Source organism: Bradyrhizobium sp. MOS001, from assembly GCF_004634465.1.
Taxonomy (GTDB): Bacteria; Pseudomonadota; Alphaproteobacteria; order Rhizobiales; family Xanthobacteraceae; genus Bradyrhizobium; species Bradyrhizobium barranii.
The window spans coordinates 1-15,040 of sequence record NZ_SPVJ01000052.1 but is presented as its reverse complement, the minus strand read 5'-3'; the positions used below and the strand labels follow the sequence as shown (position 1 = coordinate 15,040).

The window sequence follows — 15,040 nt, the reverse complement described above, 5'->3', positions numbered from 1 at the left end:
ACGATGCTTTACGCCATCCTGGCCTACCACGTGGAAGACGAGATTTTGTCCTGGACGCCCGAGCAGGACGCCGCGGTCGTGGCCAAAGTGATCGAGGTTCAGGCGCCCTTGAGGGCAAGCGGACACCTTGGGCCGGCCGCCCGTCTGGATGAGACCCGAAAGGCGCACACCTTGCGCGGCCCCGGCGCGGGCATGGTGCTGGACGGCCCGTTTGCCGAGACCAAGGAGCAGCTTCTCGGCTTCCATCTCGTCGACTACGATACCGATGAGGAAGCGATCGCAGCGGCGCGGAAGCTGCGCGAGGTCAACCCGTCGGCGGTCTACGAAATCCGCCCGGTCAAGCTTTACGTGCCGGTCGACGGGTTCGGCGCGACAAAAGGGTGAGCCGCCGCCTCACGCGCCTGGCCCGGTCGGTGCGACATAGAAGCGCTGGATCAGCAGCCCGCCAAAGGCGATGAACCACACGAAGGGCGCGACGTGCGGCGCGAAGGCCGCATCGATCGTGCCCGGAATGAACACCAGCAGCGGAAACATCGAGGCCATGATCTCGTGGCGCCAGCCGCCCAAAATCGCCACCACAGCCAGGCATTGAGGCCGGCGATCGCGGTCAGATGCAGGCCGTACAGCACGGCCACCGCGCTGCTCATGCTGTAATTGATGTAGAGGCCATTGGTCACCGGCAGCAGCACGATCGACAGCAGGAAGAACAGGTTGAGGATCACCATGCCGCGGCTGCCCACGGGCTGGCGCGCGAGCCGGCGGTGGTGGCTGATCCAGAACACGCCGGCGATGATGAAGCTGAGCGCGAGACCGGCGAGCTTGCCGGAATAGACATGGGCGAGATCGCTCCAGCTCGGGGCGCTGGTGAACACCGCGGCCTTGGGCAGGTCGTAGGCGAGTAGCGTCATGGCGACACCAAAGATGGTGTTGCTGAGCGACTCCAGCCGCCGCATCTCGAACTGGTCGGGCTTGAGCTCGGTCATGCCGGTTGCGCGCTTCTCGGGCTGGAACTTCGGGCCGTGTTGTCCCTAGGTCTTAACATTGGTTCCGTCCAGCCGCATTGCGATTCGCACCGGGATCGCCGACTCTCACCCTTTCACCGGGGCGATTCGTGGCGACATATCTGGACACGCTCAATGCGGAGCAGCGCCGCGCCGTGGAGCATGGCGTCGCCGACGGCGCGACCGTGGGCGCCCCCCTGCTCGTCATCGCCGGCGCGGGCTCCGGCAAGACCAATACGCTCGCCCATCGCGTCGCGCACCTGATCGTCGCAGGCGCCGATCCACGCCGCATCCTCCTGATGACGTTCTCCCGCCGCGCCGCGGCCGAGATGGCCGGCCGGGTTGAGCGCATCGCCCGAAAGGCGCTGGGCGAGAACAATGCCGCGATCATGCGCGACGCCCTCACCTGGGCCGGCACGTTCCACGGCATCGGCGCGCGCCTTCTGCGCGAATATGCCGAGCGGATCGGCGTCGATCCAGCCTTCACCATCCACGACCGCGAGGATTCCGCCGACCTGATGAATCTGGTCCGGCACGAGCGCGGCCTGTCGAAGACCGAGAGCCGCTTTCCCGCCAAGGGCACGTGCCTGTCGATCTACTCGCGCTGCGTCAATGCCGAGATGGAGATCGAAAAAGTGCTCGGCCAGCACTATCCTTGGTGCGCGGGCTGGGCCGCCGAGCTGAAGGGCCTGTTCGCGGCCTATGTCGAGGCCAAGCAGACCCAGCACGTGCTGGATTACGACGACCTCCTGCTCTACTGGTCGCAGATGATGAGCGATGCGCTGATCGCCGAAGAGATCGGCGGCCGCTTCGATCACGTGCTGGTCGACGAATATCAGGACACCAACCGGCTGCAATCCTCGATCCTGCTGGCGCTGAAGCCGGATGGACGCGGGCTAACCGTGGTCGGCGACGACGCGCAGTCGATCTATTCGTTCCGCGCCGCCACCGTGCGCAACATCCTGGATTTTCCGCAAAGCTTCTCCCCCCGCGCCGAGATGATCACGCTCGACCGCAACTACCGCTCGGCGCAACCCGTGCTGGCGGCGGCCAACGGCGTCATCGGGCTTGCGCGCGAACGCTTCACCAAGAACCTCTGGACCGACCGCACCTCGTCGCAGAAGCCGCAGCTCGTCACCGTCCACGACGAGGCCGACCAGGCGCGCTACATCGTCGAGGAGGTGCTGGCCAACCGCGAGCAAGGCGCGCTGCTCAAGCACCAGGCGGTGCTGTTCCGGACGTCCTCGCATTCCGGTCCGCTGGAGATCGAGCTGACCCGCCGCAACATCCCCTTCGTCAAGTTCGGCGGACTGAAATTTCTCGATGCCGCGCATGTCAAGGACGTGCTGGCGCTGCTGCGCTTTGCCGAAAATCCGCGCGACCGCGTCGCCGGTTTCCGCATCCTGCACCTGTTGCCCGGCGTCGGCCCCGCCACCGCGCAGCGCGTGCTCGACCAGATGGCGGAGAGCACCGACCCGCTTGCCGCGCTCGGCCAGCTTGCGGTGCCGCCACGCACCGGCGCCGAGTGGACCGACTTCGTCCGCACGGTCGGAAATCTGCGTTACTCGGAATGGCCCGCCGATCTCGAGCGCGTGCGGCTCTGGTATGAGCCGCATCTCGATCGCATCCACGAGGATTCCGAGACGCGCCGCGCCGATCTCATGCAGCTCGAACAGATCGCGAGCGGCTATGCCTCGCGCGAAAAATTCCTGACCGAGCTCACGCTCGACCCGCCGGATGCGACCAGCGACAAATCAGGTCCTCCGCTCCGCGACGAGGACTATCTGATCCTCTCCACCATCCACTCCGCCAAGGGCCAGGAATGGAAGTCGGTGTTCGTGCTCAACGTCGTCGACGGCTGCATGCCGTCGGATCTCGGCGCCGGTACCTCGGCCGAGCTTGAGGAGGAGCGCCGCCTGCTCTATGTCGCGATGACGCGCGCCAAGGACGATCTGCATCTTGTCGTGCCGCAGCGCTTCTTCACCCACGGCCAGCAAGCCAAGGGCGATCGCCACGTCTACGCCTCGCGCACCCGCTTCATCCCGGAATCCCTCGTCTATCTGTTCGAGCGCACCGCCTGGCCGAAGGCGGCTTCGGCTGCGGCCCGCGCTGCGGCGCAGGGCCCGAAGATCGATATCGGGGCGCGGATGCGGGGGATGTGGCGGTAGCGCAGGCTTGTTTAGACGTGTGTTCCTAACGCGAACCGGTATCCTCTTCGCTCGAAAACGCTTTAAGCGTTCAGCCGGTCGAACTGGACCTTGCCTGCCTTCATCACCATCGGGATGTGCTCGCCTTGGCCGAGCAGGCAGGCCACATCGCGCAGCGGGTTGCCGTCGACCACGAGCAGGTCCGCAATAGCGTCGGGCGCGATCCGGCCGAGCTTACCCTCCATGCCGAGCACTTCGGCGCCGATCAAAGTCGCGCTGGCGATGACGGAGCGCGCTCCCAGAATTTCGGCGCGAAGGCGGAATTCGTCGCTCTGGAGGCGTTGAGAAGCTCCAAGCAGATCGCTGCCAAATCCCATCTTTACCCCGGCGTCGCGATAGATCGCGAGCGAACGCAGACCGGCGTCGCGGACATCGGCGATCTTGGCCACGCTCTCCGGCGGCAGGCCGTATTGGGCGCCCTCGTTGGCCAGCGCCTCGTAGGTGACGAGGGTCGGCACCACATAGGCACCCTTGTCGGCGATCAGGCGCGCGGTCGGAGCATCGACCAGATTGCCATGCTCGATGGTGCGCACGCCGCAGCGAACCGCGCGTTCGATGGCGGCAGCGGTGTAGGCGTGGGCGAGCACGTAGGTCTGGCGCCCGCGCGCCTCCTCGACGATGGCGCGGATCTCGTCCTCGGAGTAGCCGAAGGCGCCGACCGGATCGGTCGGTGAAGCGACGCCGCCGGACGCCATGATCTTGATCTGGTCGGCGCCCATCTGGAGCTCCTCGCGTGCTGCCCTGCGCACGCCATCGACGCCGTCGGCAACGCGCGCCAGCGCCCCGACACGCACGCAGCAGGGACACGGGGCGTCGCTCGCGAGGTAATCCGAGCGCGCCCGCATATCACCATGGCCGCCGGTCTGGCTGAGCGCACGGCCGGAGACGAACAGCCGCGGCCCGTCGGTCAGGCCGGTCTCGATCGCCTGCTTCAGCGCATGGCCGGCGCCGCCGGCGTCGCGGACGGTGGTAAAGCCACGCCGCAGCATGCCGCGCAGCAGCAGCGTCGAGCGCAGCGTCACCAGCACGTTCGGCATGTGCACCTGCTGCGCCAGGTTAAGCTCAACGGCGATGGCGTGCACATGCAGGTCGATCAGGCCGGGCATCAGCGTCCTGCCCTTGAGATCGATGGTGCGATCGGCGGTGGCCTGGATCGGCCGGTCCGAGACCTCCTTGATCAGGCTGTCTTCGACCAGCACATCATGGCCTGCCAGCAATTCCGCCTGGAGCGGATCGAGCAGCGCGGCGTTCTTGAAGAGGATGCTGGACATCGCGGAATCCTGTCAGAAGTCGACCGGCGCAAGCAGCGCCGGCAAGGTGAGCTGGGCAAAGGGAAGGCACGCGGCGATATCGTCCTCGCCATACCAGCCCGCCTCGTGAAGCAGATTGAGCGAGCCGAGCGTACGGCCGCGCCAGCGCACGGGCATGTTGAGCACGCTCGCGCAGCCGAGCGAGGCGATCAGCTCGTGGTCGGAGAACACCTTGCGCAGATCATCCTGCGTGCGGCCGATATAGGCCTCGCCGCGATCAAGAACCGCCTCGGTCCACGGGCCCGGCGCGAGGCGCTTGCGTCCGCCGGTCGGGTACGGACCGGGAAGATTGGAATAGACCCGCGCCGCTTCGCCGCTGTCCCCGTCGTAGGTCAGGATCGTGAACAGCTTGTGCCCGATCGCCGACTTCACGGCTTCGTCGAGTGCCGCGAATAGTGCATCCGGCTGATCCGCCCTGCTCTGCGCCGCCGCGACGGCGCAGAGCCAGGGATCAGCGGTAACTTTCGTCCGCGTCATGCAACTTCACCCGCCGCGATCTCTTCCAGCGAGCGGCCGCGCGTCGGCACGCCCATCAGCACGACGGTGACTGCCCCGAGCAGCAGCACAGTGGTGGTGACCCCGAATACGCCGGCGAAGCCGAAATTCGGATAGAGATAGCCGACCAGGATCGGCGAGACGATCGCGCCGATGCGACCGATTGCGGAGGCGAGCCCGGCACCCGTGGTCCTGACCGGCGTCGGGAATACTTCGGCGGTATAGGCATAGACGCCCGCATAGGTGCCGTTCATGAACAGGGACAGGAAGATCCCCGCCGCCATGATCTGCTGGTCGCTTTGCGCGAAGGCGAGCCCGAGCGCGCTGGCACCGCCGAGCACCATGTAGGTCGCGATCGTCGCCTGCCGCCCGATGCGCTCGTTGAAATACGCGGCGCTGAAATAACCGGGGATCTGCGCGCAATAGATCGCGATCGAATAGGCGAAGCTCTTGGTAATGCTCATCCCGTTCTGGACCAGCAGGCCGGGGATCCAGACGAAGAAGGAATAATAGCTGAAGGTGATCGCCAGCCACATGATCCAGGTCATGATGGTGATGCGCGCCTGGCGGCCGGCGAGCAGCGCCGCGAAATTGGCGAGCAGCGTTCCGGTAGCTCCGGCCGGCGCCGTCGCTTCGACGACCGGCTGCGGCAGGACATGGCCCGCGCGCGCAAAGCCTGCCTCGATCCTGTCGAGGACGGCTTCGGCTTCCTTCTCCCGTCCCCGGCTTTCGAGCCAGCGCGGCGATTCCGGCAGCGCCCGGCGCCACCACAGCAGCATGACGACCGGCACCGCTGTGATCACCAGCACGATGCGCCAGCCGTTCTCGTAGGCGGGAACGATGAAGTAGCCGAGCAAGGCTGCGGCGACGAAGCCGAAGGAGAAGAAGCCGGCGAGTGCGCCGGTAAAGCTGCCGCGATAGCGCCGCGCGACGAACTCCGCGAGATAGGGCGCGATGATCGCGCTCTCCGCGCCGGTCCCCATGCCGGCGACAACGCGGGCGGCAAAGAAGGACGGCCAGGTATCGACCATCGCGCTCACGATCGATGCTGCGCAGTAAAGCGCCAGCGCCGACATCATCACCGCGCGGCGCCCGATCAGGTCGCCCAGCGTGCCCGCCAGCAGCGCGCCGAACAGGAAGCCGATATAGGTGCTGCTGCCGAGCACGCCGATCTGAACGCTCGACAGGTTCCAGGCAGTGCGCAGCACCGGCAGGATGAACGCCAGCACGGCTGCGTCCATCGCGTCGAATGCGTAGCCGAGCCCGCCCATCAACAGCAGATGCGTGTGGAAACGCGCGAATGGAAGGCGCTCGACGCGCGCCGAGATCATCGACATGAAAGTCCCCCTCTGTCTGGCGGCCCGGCACTCCGCTCATCCCTTGGAGGAACCATAGACAAAGAGATATTATCGTCATAATTTATAATTATGATCTAGTACATCACTGTGGTGAATGTTCTGTCGTTCCGATCGCTCGACCTCAACCTGTTGAAAGTCTTCGAGGCCCTGATGACCGAAGGCAGCGTCACGCGCGCCGCTAATGCGCTTCTGATGACGCAGCCGGCGGTCAGCAACGCGCTCGCGCGCCTGCGCGACGCGCTCGGCGATCCCCTGTTCGTCAGGTCCGGCACCGGCATCCGCCCCACCCAGCGCGCCGTGGTGCTGTGGGAGCCGATCGGCGAGGCGCTGGAACGCGTTCGCGGCGCGCTCGACGAGCAGGTGTTCGATCCGCGCCGCGCGCAGACCGAGTTCAGCCTGTCGATGTCGGACTACGTCGCCTCGCTGGTGATGCCGAACCTGCTGAACCATTTCGGCAGGGTCGCGCCCAAGGCGCGCGTCCATACCGTACCCAACACCATTCTGGAGATCGCCGACCAGCTCGAGGACAACAGGGTCGATTGCGTGCTGAGCGTATATGTCAACGAGGCGCAACAGCCGGCCGCCATTCGCTCGCGCTCGCTGTGGACCGTCGACTACGCCTGCTTCATGCGGCGCGGCCATCCGCTCGCCGCGATGAAGCGGCTGAGCACGCGCAGCTTCCTCAATGCGGGGCACTTGGACGTGAGCCTCGCCGGCAAGACCTTGCCGTCCTACGATCTTTTCCTCGCCTCGCGCGGGCTGTCGCGCAACCTGGTCGCGACCGTCAATCATTACAGCGCCGCCTACGAGGTCGTGCGCCAGACCGACCTGATCGCCGTGCTGCCGAGCGAGCTGCGCTCGCAATCCCGACACGCGCCGTTCCTGCACGCCATGCCGCTTCCGCTCAAGGCGCCACCGCGCATCGTCAGCCTGTTCTGGCACCAGCGCAACGACACCGTACCGGCGCAACGCTGGCTGCGCGAGACCCTGGTCGAGACGTTCGCCAAGTCCGACTGAGCCGGCGGGGCGATGAAAAACCGGAAAACCAGCCTTTCCCGGAGCAGCATTGTCGAAGCGGTCTCCGCGCCTTAGCTGCACAGCAAACAATTTCCCACATGCGGGCGCTGCTCGCACCCCCCTCCCCCCGCAGAGACCTGATCGATGACCTCACCGCTTCAATTCGGACTGGATACCTTTGGTGACGTCACCAAGGACGGCACAGGCAAGACGCTCGCGCATGCTCAGGTGATCCGCAACGTCGTCGACGAGGCCGTGCTGGCTGACGAGCTCGGCCTCGATTTCATCGGCCTCGGCGAGCACCACCGATCTGATTTTGCGATCTCCTCGCCCGAGACCGTGCTCGCCGCGATCGCGTCGCGCACCAAGCGCATCCATCTCGGCTCGGCCGTGACGGTGCTGAGCTCGGACGACCCCATTCGCGTGTTCCAGCGCTTTGCGACTCTGGATGCGCTCTCCAACGGACGTGCCGAGGTGATCCTCGGCCGCGGCTCCTTCACCGAATCCTTTCCGCTGTTCGGCTTCGACCTGCGCGCTTACGAGGCGCTGTTCGAGGAAAAGCTCGATCTGTTCACGGCTCTCTTGTCGCAGCAGCCGGTGACCTGGGAGGGCAAGCTGCGTCCGCCGCTGAAAGAGCAGCTGGTCTATCCGCCGGTCGAGAACGACCGGCTTAAGGCCTGGATCGGCGTCGGCGGCAGCCCGCAATCGGTGGTGCGCGCAGCGCATTACGGCCTGCCCCTGATGTTCGCGATCATCGGCGGCGATCCCACGCGCTTTGCGCCTTACGTCGATCTCTACCATCGCGCCTTCAAGGAGTTCGGCCGCCCGGCACAGCCGATCGGCGTGCACTCGCCTGGCTACGTCGCCGAGACGGATGAGCAGGCGCGCGAAGAGCTGTGGCCCGACTACAAGGCGATGCGCGACCGGATCGGCAAGGAGCGCGGCTGGCCGCCGATGGGCCGCGACGAGTTCGTCAATGAGGCGGAGCACGGCTCGCTCTATGTCGGCTCGCCGGAAACCGTCGCGCGCAAGATCGCCAAGACCGCAAAGGCGCTTGGCATTTCGCGCTTCCAGCTGAAGTATTCGGCGGGGCCTTTGCCGCACGAGAAACTGATGCGGAGCATCGAGCTTTACGGGAGGAAAGTGGTGCCGATGGTGCGGGAGATGATGGAGTAAGGCGATAGTCCGTTTTTGCTTTCGCTCACCAGAATCTCTTCTTCGCGAAGGCGTGGCCCGAACCCGACTTCAAATAACGTTCGAAGGCTCTCGCCTTCTCGATATCTGAGAAGGCCACATAGGTAACCAGCCTCCAAGGCATGTATTTGGAGGTATGCGGAGAGTTGCCCGCGTTAAGATCCGCTAGCCGCTTTTTGAGGTTCGCCGTCAGGCCAATATAGCGCTGACCTCATCTGCATCGCGCTCGAAAATTTGCTGACGGCCCACGGTCCGCAGCCGGTCTCCCTCACGCGAACCGAGCTTCGGCAGCGGTTGGCCGGGCTGGTGGGATCGCAGCAAGAGCCGAATTCGCACACCTGACATCCGACAAGGTCCGGACGGCCTAGTTCGTTGCGCTGGATGCCCCGCCCCACGTACTCGGCCGCATTGCCAGCAAACGGCCTCCCCTGCGTTGCTCTCGTATGTCTGCTGAGTGCGCCCGGCTCGCTGCCCGTCTCGCGTACCGGCCAAGTCTGGTACCCATTGGCCGAATGGCGGTCGTTGGCGCTCAAACCGATTTCTAACACCTAGTAACCGACTAGGTGTTAGCTGCCCTTCCGACTTGCCGGGCCGTCGCGGATAAAAACCTCAACACGAGGACATCCGCATGGGACCGCAATTCATTCGCTTCGAAGTGTACGGCAGGGTCGGAGCGCATCACAAGAACAGCCGTCGACGCAAGCGATCGATGCACGGGATCGCTGCTGAGCAGGTGCGCGAGCCGCATGCCTGCCCGCATTTGGCGGATCCGAAGCCGCACATTCAGCGCTTTGGCTGCGATCCCCGCGACGCGGTTGCATTCGCCGACGAGCTTGGGCGACAGGCCGTCGATGTGCGAGGCCGTCGCCTTCGATGCGACGCCCCAATCATCCTGGCCGGCGTGATCTCCTGGCCCGAGCCGCTGGCCCCCTGTCTTGATGATGCTGAAGCAATGAGCCGCTGGGCCGCGTTTCGCGACGACAGCATCGCATGGCTCCGCCAGTACTGGGGCGACCACCTGATGAGCGTCGTCGAGCACATCGACGAGGCCCAACCCCACATTCAGTTTATCGCCGTGAGCCACCTCGATGCGGACCGCCGCCTCCACCTGACGAGAATTCATCCAGGCCTGCGGGCCGGGCAAGCGGCAGCCGAGCGCGGCGGCTCCAAGCGCGAGCAAAAGAAAGCTCATCAGGCCGCGATGAAGCAGTTCCAGAACAACTTCTACTACGACGTGGCGTCCCGGCACGGACTGAAGCGACTCGGGAAGAAGCGTCAGCGCTTCGAGCGCAACGAGTGGATGGCCCGAAAGGCGGATGCAGAGGCGCTTGCGGAAGCCGGCCGGCGACAACGCGCAGAGGCGATCAAGTTGGTCGAGCAGGCTGAATTCTGCGCGAACGAAACCATTGCTCTGGTTCAGCAGGACGCGCGGGTCCAGATCGATGCGGCTAAGGCGGAAACTGAGAGCCGAGTGGCGGTTGTGAAGGAAAAGGCCACCAGATACGCAAACAATGTCGCGACCGAGTTCGCCGCATTGCAGCACAAGCTTCAGGAGCGCGATGCAACTATTTCCGCCCAGGCAGAAGAAATCGAGCAGCTTCGAGAGGCGCTGAGGAGACACGAGGCAACACCCGGATTGCCGTGATCAGCCTCTGACACAAAAAGTGACCCACCCCTGACCCAACGTCAAAATCGAGCGCTCTCGCCATTTTACGAAATCTGGAAAAAATTGATTTTTACCAGCAAAATCAAGATGGTGGGGGAGGCAGGACTCGAACCTGCGAAGCCATGAGGCGGCTGATTTACAGTCAGCTCCCTTTGCCACTCGGGACACTCCCCCGCTCGACGGCAGCACAATCGGGCCGGACCTTGCCGGCGACCGAAGACGGCCATGGAACGTGAAGGCCGCGACAGCCCGGATGGGGGCGCGACCGGGCGCGTTTATGGGCGATGCGGTGGGGCAAAGTCAACCGAGGCGAACAGCTAAAATCGCCCCCGACGCCACCCAAATTGCCATATTCCGGGACCCGTGACACAAGCAAGCCCATGAAGGATCGAAAATTCACCCCAAGGGGCCCCCGCGGCGGGGCTAAGCCCTTCAACAGGCCCGGAAAATCAGCCGGCCGGCCGGCCTGGCGCGACCGCGATTCGCAGTCCGACGGACCGGTCATCCTCTATGGCTGGCACACCGTGACCATGGCGCTGGCCAACCCTCAGCGGCAGATCCGCAAGCTGACGCTGACCGAGAACGCCGCAAAGCGGCTTGCGGACGAGAACATCGCGACCCGCGTCACGCCCGAGATCGTCCGGCCCCAGGAGATCGACCGCCTGCTGTCGCCCGACGCCGTGCACCAGGGCCTGCTCGCCGCGGCCGACGCCCTGCCCTCGCCCGACATCGAGACCCTGGACCAGGAAGGCATGGTGCTGGTGCTCGACCAGATCACCGATCCGCACAATGTCGGCGCCATCCTGCGCTCCGCAGCAGCTTTCGCGGTGAAGGCGATCGTCACCACGGCACGGCACAGCCCCGAGGCAACCGGCGTGCTGGCCAAGGCCGCCTCCGGCGCTCTCGAGCTGGTGCCAATGGTGATCGTGCAGAACCTCGCCCGCGCACTCACCGCGCTGAACGAGCGCGGCTTCCAGACCGTTGGGCTGGACAGCGAAGGCAGCGAGGACCTCTCGAACGTCACGCTGCGCGAGCCGCTCGCGCTGGTGCTTGGTGCCGAAGGCAAGGGCCTGCGGCAACTGACCCGCGAGACATGCAGCGTCGTGGCGCGGCTCGACATGCCCGGCGAGATCAAGAGCCTCAACGTCTCCAACGCCGCCGTGCTCTCGCTCTATGTCGGCGCGAGCCGGCTCGGGCTGATGAAGCGGTAGAGCGTTTTCGAGCGAGTGGATACCGGTTCGCGTCAAGAAAACGCGTCAAACTAAGGATCCAAAAAACAAAACGCCCGTCCGCATCGCGCGGGCGGGCGTTTCTCAATTCAACCGGTCAAACGATCAGTAATAGCGGCGCAGCACGCGGTGGCCGCCGTAATAGTACGGCGCGGCGCGACGGGCGTAGCCGTAGCGGGGACCGTAGCCGTAATGCACGCGCGGCAGATAGCCGTAGCGCGGGCCATAGCCGTAGCGATACGGACGGTAGTACGGGCGCTGATAGGGATAGGCGGCCGGGGCTTCGACCGCGGCGGCACGATAGCCATAGCCGTTGCCGTAGCCATAACCACGGCCGTAGCCGTAGTTGGCGGGCGCGACGACTGCGTCCTCACGATAGGTCGGGTACGGCGCGAATGCGCCCGGCCCGGTGTAGGTCGGCCCCTGGTTGACGTAGTAATACTGCGTGGCTGGCTCGGCGAGGTGCTCAAAGCCCCATCCGCCATAACCCGGGCCATAGCCCCAGCTACCGCAACCCGTGTTGCAGCCGCTATAGACCGGCGCAACCGGTGCGCACGTGCTGAAGCCGCAAGCCGCGGCGGGCGCGGTGGCGACGAACATCACGGCAGCCGCCGCAACCAGTCCCGAAATCGTCTGACGCATTACTCTCTCCTGTTGATTTTCGTATCTTGGATTTTTTCTTGAATTTTTGACGTTTCTTAAGTTGGCGGCCTTCCGGGCGCCTGTGCATGCGGCCGCGGCCGAGGACGCCGCGGACGGTCGTTGATCTCAGGCGCAAAGATCACCGCCGGCGGATTGACGGGCACGTCCATCTGCGGCGGCAGCGGCGCCGATTGCACACCCCAGCTCTGGTGATAGCTCTCGGCGGGCCTGGGCAATTTGCGGTTCGCGGGCGGCTCGACCTCGAGCCGGCCGTAGCCGGGCCGCAAGCCCATGGTCGGATAATAATGGCCGACGTCCTCGGGCTGCCGCTCGGCGATGTAGCGCCCGCCATAGATGGTCGGCTGCACCTGGACGTTCTTGCCGAGACCCCAGACACCCTCGACCACGCTGTAGGACACGTCGATGTTGTCGATGATGATGGGCACGCCCGGGCGGCCAGGAACGACGATATCGAAGCCGCCGCCGGCAAACGCCGTCGCGGGCAATCCGATCAGAAAGGCGGCGAGCGCGAGAGCGCGCATGGAAGGATCCCGGTTTATCCGACGCTCAACCTATCCGATCGCCACGCGGAGAGGGTTAAGGCCCGCTCATCAATTTCCGGTAAGCCTAACGTGCAAGGGTCGATAGCGGCTCAAATGCCGCAAGCTGCGCTAGCGAAGCGTTAACGGGACACAAACCCGCCGCACATGCCGGATCGCACGAGGTTGCGTGGCACAAACTGTACATCCTCGGCGGGCTCACGTCGATGTGACCCCACATGCGAGAAGCCGCGGAACGACTGCCGGATGGCGCGCTTAGCACAGGTCTCAACAACATGGAGCAAATGCCATGACGAGCCTGAAGTTTCTTGGCTTGGCCGCGATCGTCGCGTCCACGCTGGCAACACCGGCCTTCGCGCAAACGACAGTCGACAATTCGGGCCGCTGCACGGGGCTCTTCCAGGATCCCAATTGCCAGAATCTCACCCCCGGCAATCCCACCACCGATCGCGCCTATCGGCGCCGGCACATGGCCCGCGGCCAAGTGAATCCGGATGACGGAACTCGATCGCGCTTCTGGCCGGTCGACACCGCAGGCGCCGTTGCTGGCGCCGCCGTCGGCACCGCGGCAGCCGTTGCATCCGCGCCGTTCCGCGGCTGGGACAATTCCTACGCCTATGACAATTCCGGTGGATATGCCGGCGGCCGTAGCGAAATGGGCTGGTACGGCAATTGGGATACCTATGCGGCCCGCAACGGCATCGTTTGCCGGCCCGGGACCTGGTACAAGGGAGCGAACGGCCTCCAGCACATCTGCCAGTAACACGGCACAAGTCGGGTGAAGAGGATCAGGCGGCCCTACGGGCCGCCTGTTTCATGGCGGCGAAACGCACCTCTGGAAGCATGGAATGCCGAAAAGTTCACTTCGCGGATATGAGGTGACACATGAAACGACTACCCGGCACCGCCGCCATCGTCCTAGCCTCCGCAACACTGCTCGCCCTGACCGGCGCCGCGCACGCGGTCGATCACGGCAAGGCCGCCAGTGACTACGGTTTTGCGAACGCCTCCCTCGAACTCTATTGCAAGGGTATCCTGACCGTGGCCGATGCGAAGGAGAACGCCAAGCTCGACCGGATGTACCGAAACAATTCACGATGGAAAAAGGACTACGCCGAGGGTTACGACTACATCGCCAATCGTGAGCGGCGCGACATGTCCAGTCTCTGGTCGATCTGTGTCGATGCAGCCTCACGACACAAGTGGTTAAGGATCGACTCGGAGGTACGGGTCATCCTGCAAGACTACGCCAACGGAAAACTTAAAGAAAACGAAGCGCAGGAACAATTGAACCAGAAGAATGCGGCCTTGTTGGCCGTTCCTGCGACCGAAGAAGCATCCGACGTGGAAAGCACCAAGATCAGTCTGGCAATCAGGATCGCGTTGTACGAATCGGTCTGCGAGATCAAGCTGTCCCCGACTGTCGAGCAGGCCAAGGAGCTATTGCTGAAAAACGTCGGCAAGAAAATAGTGATGATAGGCAGCGCCGCTATCATCGGGTCGTGGAACCGCGACAAGGCTGCGATGGCCAAGTGGTGCGCTGGCGCTCCCAAGACGCTGCGCATGATCGAAGAGGGTATGAAGCCATGAAGTTTGCGCTCACTGCAATGCGTAAGCGCAGACGATGGAGGAAAAGGTCGCTAGTGCTTTAGCGCGGCGCGTTCGCTAACTTCTTAGCGACCCTTTCCCTTCATGATCTCGTCTATCATCATGAGCGTATCTTTATACGCTTGATCCATCACCGGGCGGCAAGTTCCCTCGAATTGATCACGCAACACTTTGATGTTGTCGCACTTGCGCGACATCTCGTTTGTCATCTTGTCGTTGGCGATAGTAGCCAAGGCTCCAACCGCTTCTTTGGAAACGCCAGCCTGCGCACCTATGCGAATGCTGCGACCGTGCAACACGCCTGCTGCAGTCTTGAGTTTGCCGAGCAAAGGGTCGCTTGGGTCTTTTTGCTCACGACAGACCGCATCAATAGTGGCGTAATTCGCGCAGTTGATTGCATCGTCAAGAGGCGCCGCATGAGCGTCGGCGACGGCGAACGCAGCGGCGATGGCGAGAAAGCGTTTCAGGTCTCGTCCTCACTCCAAAGGGACGTATTTGGTTCCGAGACCGCGCAAGGCTTTGACAGCTTTGGAGCACCATTCGTTTTGTCAGCTTTAGTCTTCCAAGAATTGATTGACGGTTGCGCCGACGATCATCCGCTCTTTTGGTCTGACATCCTTCGCCCGTACGTGCTTGAAACGGAGCAGTCTTGACCTTGCCCCGCGGGTTTAATCCAGTTTGAAGTTCGTTCTGGCCCACGACAAGGACCAGAGCATGAAGCGCAGCCGCTTTTCGGAAGAGCAGATCATCGGG

16 protein-coding genes, 1 tRNA gene and 1 pseudogene are annotated in these 15,040 nt (G+C 64.1%); 9 read left to right on the top strand and 9 right to left on the bottom strand.

The genetic code is table 11. The features are described 5' to 3' along the window. Positions 1 to 3 precede the first annotated feature (3 nt). Positions 4 to 384, top strand: coding sequence for a YciI family protein (locus tag CT676_RS36865; RefSeq protein WP_135216597.1), 381 nt, complete (start codon positions 4 to 6; stop codon positions 382 to 384). A 9-nt stretch (positions 385 to 393) separates the two neighbouring features. On the opposite strand, the pseudogene CT676_RS36860 reads toward CT676_RS36865, so the two are convergent. Then, positions 394 to 983 (bottom strand): annotated as a pseudogene (locus CT676_RS36860) (TMEM175 family protein). A gap of 128 nt (positions 984 to 1,111) precedes the next feature. Between CT676_RS36860 and CT676_RS36855 the strand changes: the two are divergent. Beyond that, positions 1,112 to 3,169 (top strand): ATP-dependent helicase, encoded by a 2,058-nt coding sequence (locus CT676_RS36855; RefSeq protein WP_135216596.1) that lies wholly within the window; start codon positions 1,112 to 1,114, stop codon positions 3,167 to 3,169. Positions 3,170 to 3,231: 62 nt separating this feature from the next. On the opposite strand, the gene CT676_RS36850 is transcribed toward CT676_RS36855, so the two are convergent. From CT676_RS36850 to CT676_RS36840, 3 genes are read right to left on the bottom strand one after another with little or no spacing between them, the layout of a single operon-like run. Further along, positions 3,232 to 4,479 (bottom strand): amidohydrolase family protein, encoded by a 1,248-nt coding sequence (locus CT676_RS36850; protein WP_135216595.1) that lies wholly within the window; start codon positions 4,477 to 4,479, stop codon positions 3,232 to 3,234. 12 nt (positions 4,480 to 4,491) lie between these two features. Then, a complete protein-coding gene (locus CT676_RS36845; protein WP_135216594.1) occupies positions 4,492 to 4,995 on the bottom strand; it encodes a GAF domain-containing protein in 504 nt (167 codons plus the stop codon). Then, positions 4,992 to 6,350 carry an MFS transporter gene (locus tag CT676_RS36840; RefSeq protein ID WP_135216593.1) on the bottom strand — a complete coding sequence of 453 codons (1,359 nt, stop codon included), beginning with the start codon at positions 6,348 to 6,350 and terminating at the stop codon, positions 4,992 to 4,994. Before CT676_RS36840 ends, CT676_RS36845 begins: the two co-directional genes overlap by 4 nt. Before the next feature lie 108 nt (positions 6,351 to 6,458). Between CT676_RS36840 and CT676_RS36835 the strand changes: the two genes are divergently transcribed. Together CT676_RS36835 and CT676_RS36830 are read left to right on the top strand one after the other, a co-directional pair. Beyond that, a complete protein-coding gene (locus CT676_RS36835) occupies positions 6,459 to 7,388 on the top strand; it encodes a LysR family transcriptional regulator (RefSeq protein WP_275552137.1) in 930 nt (309 codons plus the stop codon). A 144-nt stretch (positions 7,389 to 7,532) separates the two neighbouring features. Continuing rightward, positions 7,533 to 8,564: an LLM class flavin-dependent oxidoreductase gene (locus CT676_RS36830; protein WP_135216591.1), complete on the top strand. Its 1,032-nt coding sequence runs from the start codon at positions 7,533 to 7,535 to the stop codon at positions 8,562 to 8,564. A 25-nt stretch (positions 8,565 to 8,589) separates the two neighbouring features. On the opposite strand, the gene CT676_RS36825 is transcribed toward CT676_RS36830, so the two are convergent. Further along, positions 8,590 to 8,781, bottom strand: coding sequence for a GIY-YIG nuclease family protein (locus CT676_RS36825; RefSeq protein WP_135216627.1), 192 nt, complete (start codon positions 8,779 to 8,781; stop codon positions 8,590 to 8,592). A 429-nt stretch (positions 8,782 to 9,210) separates the two neighbouring features. Here CT676_RS36825 and CT676_RS36820 point away from each other — a divergent pair, with 429 nt between their 5' ends. Next, positions 9,211 to 10,227 carry a hypothetical protein gene (locus tag CT676_RS36820; RefSeq protein WP_135216590.1) on the top strand — a complete coding sequence of 339 codons (1,017 nt, stop codon included), beginning with the start codon at positions 9,211 to 9,213 and terminating at the stop codon, positions 10,225 to 10,227. 109 nt (positions 10,228 to 10,336) lie between these two features. On the opposite strand, the gene CT676_RS36815 is transcribed toward CT676_RS36820, so the two are convergent. After that, a tRNA-Tyr gene (locus CT676_RS36815) sits at positions 10,337 to 10,422 on the bottom strand. Between the two features lie 206 nt (positions 10,423 to 10,628). Between CT676_RS36815 and rlmB the strand changes: the two genes are divergently transcribed. Then, positions 10,629 to 11,459 carry a 23S rRNA (guanosine(2251)-2'-O)-methyltransferase RlmB gene (gene rlmB / locus CT676_RS36810; protein WP_167768290.1) on the top strand — a complete coding sequence of 277 codons (831 nt, stop codon included), beginning with the start codon at positions 10,629 to 10,631 and terminating at the stop codon, positions 11,457 to 11,459. Positions 11,460 to 11,582: 123 nt separating this feature from the next. Here the strand turns inward: rlmB and CT676_RS36805 are convergent, their stop codons facing one another. Both CT676_RS36805 and CT676_RS36800 read right to left on the bottom strand, forming a co-directional pair. After that, on the bottom strand, positions 11,583 to 12,119 hold the full coding sequence (locus tag CT676_RS36805) for a hypothetical protein (RefSeq protein ID WP_135216588.1): 537 nt from the start codon (positions 12,117 to 12,119) through the stop codon (positions 11,583 to 11,585). Between the two features lie 56 nt (positions 12,120 to 12,175). Beyond that, positions 12,176 to 12,661, bottom strand: a complete 486-nt coding sequence (locus tag CT676_RS36800; RefSeq protein WP_135216587.1) for a hypothetical protein — start codon at positions 12,659 to 12,661, stop codon at positions 12,176 to 12,178. A gap of 307 nt (positions 12,662 to 12,968) precedes the next feature. On the opposite strand from CT676_RS36800, the gene CT676_RS36795 reads away from it, so the two are divergent. Continuing rightward, a complete protein-coding gene (locus CT676_RS36795; protein ID WP_135216586.1) occupies positions 12,969 to 13,442 on the top strand; it encodes a hypothetical protein in 474 nt (157 codons plus the stop codon). A 122-nt stretch (positions 13,443 to 13,564) separates the two neighbouring features. Continuing rightward, positions 13,565 to 14,269: a hypothetical protein gene (locus CT676_RS36790; RefSeq protein WP_135216585.1), complete on the top strand. Its 705-nt coding sequence runs from the start codon at positions 13,565 to 13,567 to the stop codon at positions 14,267 to 14,269. Between the two features lie 83 nt (positions 14,270 to 14,352). On the opposite strand, the gene CT676_RS36785 is transcribed toward CT676_RS36790, so the two are convergent. Beyond that, positions 14,353 to 14,616, bottom strand: coding sequence for a hypothetical protein (locus tag CT676_RS36785; protein ID WP_135216584.1), 264 nt, complete (start codon positions 14,614 to 14,616; stop codon positions 14,353 to 14,355). An 87-nt stretch (positions 14,617 to 14,703) separates the two neighbouring features. Here CT676_RS36785 and CT676_RS36780 point away from each other — a divergent pair, with 87 nt between their 5' ends. After that, positions 14,704 to 14,940 carry a hypothetical protein gene (locus tag CT676_RS36780; RefSeq protein ID WP_135216583.1) on the top strand — a complete coding sequence of 79 codons (237 nt, stop codon included), beginning with the start codon at positions 14,704 to 14,706 and terminating at the stop codon, positions 14,938 to 14,940. Positions 14,941 to 15,040 lie beyond the last annotated feature (100 nt).